Origin of the sequence: Actinomadura sp. NPDC048394 (assembly GCF_040651755.1) — a bacterium.
Lineage (GTDB): Bacteria > Actinomycetota > Actinomycetes > Streptosporangiales > Streptosporangiaceae > Spirillospora > Spirillospora montaniterrae.
In genome coordinates this window covers 1-3,840 of record NZ_JBEZJL010000099.1, presented here as the reverse complement: position 1 = coordinate 3,840, position 3,840 = coordinate 1, and the positions used below count along the sequence as shown (strand labels likewise).

The following is a 3,840-nucleotide window of genomic DNA, read 5'->3' as shown; positions in this document are numbered from 1 at the left end:
CGGCTCCGTCCGGCGGCTGCGTCCGGCGGCTGCGTCCGGCGGCTGCGTCCGGCGGCTGCGTCCGGCGGCTGCGTCCGGCGGCTGCGTCCGGCGGCTGCGTCCGGCGGCGGCTTCTGGTCTCGGCTTGTCTCGGCGCGGCCCGCCGGTCAGGGGGTGAGTTCGCCGAGGCGGGTCTTCACGACCTTGCCCATCGCGTTGCGCGGCAGCGAGTCGACCAGGTGGACGACGCGGGGCCGCTTGTGCACCGACAGGCGCCCGGCGACGAAGTCGATGAGCTGCCGCTCCGTCACCCCGTCCGCGACGACGTACGCCGTGACCTGCTCGCCGAGATCGTCATGCGGCGTGCCCGCGACGGCCGCCTCCCGCACCGCCGGGTGCGCGAGCAGCGCGTTCTCGACCTCGCCCGCGCCGATCCGGTAGCCGCCGCTCTTGATCAGGTCCGTGGACGCGCGGCCGACGATGCGGTGCCAGCCGTCCGGGCCGATCGTCGCGATGTCGCCCGTGCGGAACCAGCCGTCCGGCGTGAACGACTTCGCGGTCGCCTCCGGGCGGTTCAAGTACCCCTTGAACGGGTGCCGCGCGCGGACGTGCAGCTCGCCCGGCGTCTCCCCGTCGTGCGGGACGGGGTCGCCGTTCTCGGCCGCGAGCCTCGTCTCGATGCCGGGCAACGGGAGTCCGACGTAGCCGGGACGGCGTTCGCCGTCCGCGCGCGCGCTGACGGTGATCAGGGTTTCGGTCATGCCGTAGCGCTCGACCGGGCGGTGGCCGGTGAGCGTCTCCAGCCGCTCGAAGGCGGGCACCGGGAGCGGCGCGCTGCCGGACACCAGCAGCCGCGCCGAACGCATCGCCTCCGCGGACGCCGGGTCGGCCGCCAGCCTGGACCACACCGTCGGGACGCCGAAGAACAGGCTCCCGCCGTCCTCGATCGCCGCCGCCGCGTACGCCTCCGGCTTGGGACGTCCCGTATGGACGAGGCGGGATCCGACCCGCAGCGGGCCGAGCACGCCGAGGACCAGGCCGTGCACGTGGAACAGCGGCAGCCCGTGCACCAGCACGTCGTCCGGCGTCCACGCCCACGCCTCCGCCAGCGAGTCGAGGGCCGCCGCGATCGCCGCCCGGGAGATCATCACGCCCTTCGGCGCGCCGGTCGTGCCGCTCGTGTAGAGGATCAGCGCGGTCGCGTCGGGGGCCTGCCCCGCTGCGTCGGCGGCTGCGGGCGCGGCGGTCGATGCCGACGTGGGCGTCGATGCAGGTGCGGGCGTCTGTGTGGCGGTGGGCGTGGGCGTCGGTGTGGGCGTGGGCGTCGGTGTGGGCGTGGGTGTCGATGGGGGCGCGGGGAGGTCGTCGATCGGGACCAGCGGCGGGCCTCCGTCGCCGGCGTCCGTGCCGCGGGCCGCCAGCAGCAGGGCCGCGCCGGAGTCCTTGAGGATGTGGGCGCGCTCGTCCGGGCCCGAGTCCGGCGGCAGCGGCACCACCGGCACGCCCGCCATGAGGCCGCCGACGACCGCGACCACCGTCTCCGCGCTCGCCGTGGCGTGCACCGCGACGGCGCCCGCGCCGGCGATCTCCGCCGCGACGGCCGACGCCCGGCCGAGCAGCTCCTCGCGCGGCAGCTCCCGGCCCGCGATCCGCACCGCTCCGCCGGTCTCGCCGAGCAGATCCCTCACTGGCCTCTCCCCTGCTCCTCGCCGTCTCTTCCGTCTTGCGCGTCCTGCGTGTTTTGCCCGGGCGGCCCGGCTTGCGCCGTCGGCTCGCCTTGCGCGTCCTGTTCGTCCAGCCAGGCGAGCACCTTGTCGGTGTGCTCGCCGAGCAGCGGCGGCGCGGTGTGCGCGCGCGGCTCGGCGCCGTCGAACCGCAGCGGCGGGCCCGGCAGCTCGATCCGGCCCAGCGTCGGATGCTCCACCTCGATCACCAGACCCTGCGAGCGGGTCTGCTCCCAGGTGTACACCTCGTCGATCGACCGGATCGACCCCGCCGGCACGCCCGCCCCGTTCAGCCGCTCCAGCCACGCCTCCCGGGTGTCCCCCGCCAGGACGCGCTCGATGTCGGCCGTCAACTCCGCCCGGTTCGCCGACCTCTTCGGGATCGTCGCGTAGCGCGGATCGTCGGCGTCCAGGCTCACGAGCGGCGCGAACCTCCGCCAGAGGTTCTGGTTCGCGACGCCGATCTGGATCTGGCCGTCCTTGCAGCGGAACGTCCCGTACGGCGCGATCGTCGGATGGTCGTTGCCGACCGACTCGGGCACCTCCCCCGCGACCGTCCACCGCGTCCCCTGGTACATGTGCGCGCCCACCACCGACGCCAGCAGCGACGTCCGCACCACCGAGCCGCGGCCCGTCCGCGTCCGCTCGTACAGCGCCGCCAGCACCCCGGACGTGGCGTTGCCCGCCGCGAGGATGTCCGCGATCGACAGCCCCACCTTGCTCGGCGTCCCCGGCGGGCCGGTGACGCTCATGATCCCGGCCTCGCCCTGCATGATCGCGTCGTAGCCGGGACGGCCGCCCTCCGGGCCGTCGTGCCCGAACCCCGTGATCGACAGCACGATCAGCCGCGGGTTCAGCTCGTGCAGCCGCCCGACGGGAAAGCCAAGCCGGTCCAGGACCCCGGTGCGGAAGTTCTCGACCAGGACGTCCGCGTGCCGCACCAGCCTCGCCAGGGTGTCCTTCCCCTCGTCCGACTTCAGATCGAGGGTGATCGACTCCTTGTTCCGGTTGATCGACAGGTAGTAGGTGCTGACCTGGTCCTCGCCCGCGAACGGCGGCCCCCAGCCGCGCGTCTCGTCGCCCGTCCCGGGCTGCTCCACCTTGATCACCCGCGCGCCGAGATCGGCGAGCGCCATCGTGGCCTGCGGTCCGGCGACCACGCGGCTGAGGTCGACGATCACCACACCTTCGAGCGGTCCGGGCAAGGGGCGTCCTCCTTCGGGGGGCCGGCACCTGGAAGTATGCCGTCCGTGCCGCCGCCGCCCCGGACCTACCCCGCGCTCGCCGCGCGGCTCCTCGCGCTGCCCCCGTCCTGCGGGCCCGCGCGGCTCGTCGCGATCGACGGGCCGAGCGGCGCGGGCAAGTCCACCTTCGCCGACCATCTCGCGGCCGTGCTGGTGGGGGCGCCGGTGGTCCGGTCGGACGACTTTCGCGTGCCGTGGGACGCCGACCCGCTGACCTGGTGGGAGCCGCTCCGGCGCGCTGTCCTCGACCCGCTGTGCGCCGGGCGGCCCGCCGTGCTGCGCCGCTACGACTGGCACCGGGATCGGTACGGGCCGCCGGAGGAGATCCCGCCGCCGCCCGTCCTCATCGTCGAAGGCGTCGGGTCGGCATGGGCGGGGTCGCCCGCCGCGTACCGGATCTGGATCGACGCGCCGCTCGAGCTGCGGCGGGCCCGCGCCATCGACCGCGACGGGCTCGAGTACGCGGACGCCTGGGACCGGTGGTCGGCGCGGGAGGCCGCCTTCTTCGCCGAGGACCGCACCCGCGCCCGCGCCGACCTCCTCGTCGACGGGACGGCGCCGCTGCCGACACGGTAGCGATGCGGCATGGTCTTTCTGGGGGCTTTGCAGGACGACAGTCAGATCTGTGCGGCGCGCCGCCGCCGTCGTCGTCGCCGCCGACCGAGTTGAACTGCGGACTGATCGGGAATCTGCGCAGCTGGTTCGCCTGTCAGCGACGCTCGATCCAAAGTTGAGTCATCAAATCTGGGGATGGGTGGGAGTAGGAGCCGGCCACGAGGCGAATGGCTTTTCGGGTGCATCACAAGAGGGGTGTTCGGGTGGTGGGGTGGCGCTTGCGTACGGGGCCGCCCCTCCAAAGTCAAGGGCGCCTTCGGCGTCGCTACGCGATGGAC

At 74.3% G+C, this 3,840-nt stretch carries 3 protein-coding genes; 1 reads left to right on the top strand and 2 read right to left on the bottom strand.

The window, feature by feature from the left end; genetic code table 11:
- Window positions 1-146: 146 nt before the first annotated feature.
- On the bottom strand, window positions 147-1,667 hold the full coding sequence (locus AB0C78_RS44660; RefSeq protein ID WP_360760719.1) for an acyl-CoA synthetase: 1,521 nt from the start codon (window positions 1,665-1,667) through the stop codon (window positions 147-149).
- On the bottom strand, window positions 1,664-2,908 hold the full coding sequence (locus tag AB0C78_RS44655) for a CoA transferase (protein WP_360760718.1): 1,245 nt from the start codon (window positions 2,906-2,908) through the stop codon (window positions 1,664-1,666). The genes AB0C78_RS44660 and AB0C78_RS44655 overlap by 4 nt, the downstream gene beginning before the upstream one ends.
- Before the next feature lie 45 nt (window positions 2,909-2,953).
- Here AB0C78_RS44655 and AB0C78_RS44650 point away from each other — a divergent pair, with 45 nt between their 5' ends.
- Window positions 2,954-3,523, top strand: a complete 570-nt coding sequence (locus AB0C78_RS44650) for a hypothetical protein (protein WP_360760716.1) — start codon at window positions 2,954-2,956, stop codon at window positions 3,521-3,523.
- Window positions 3,524-3,840: the final 317 nt, after the last annotated feature.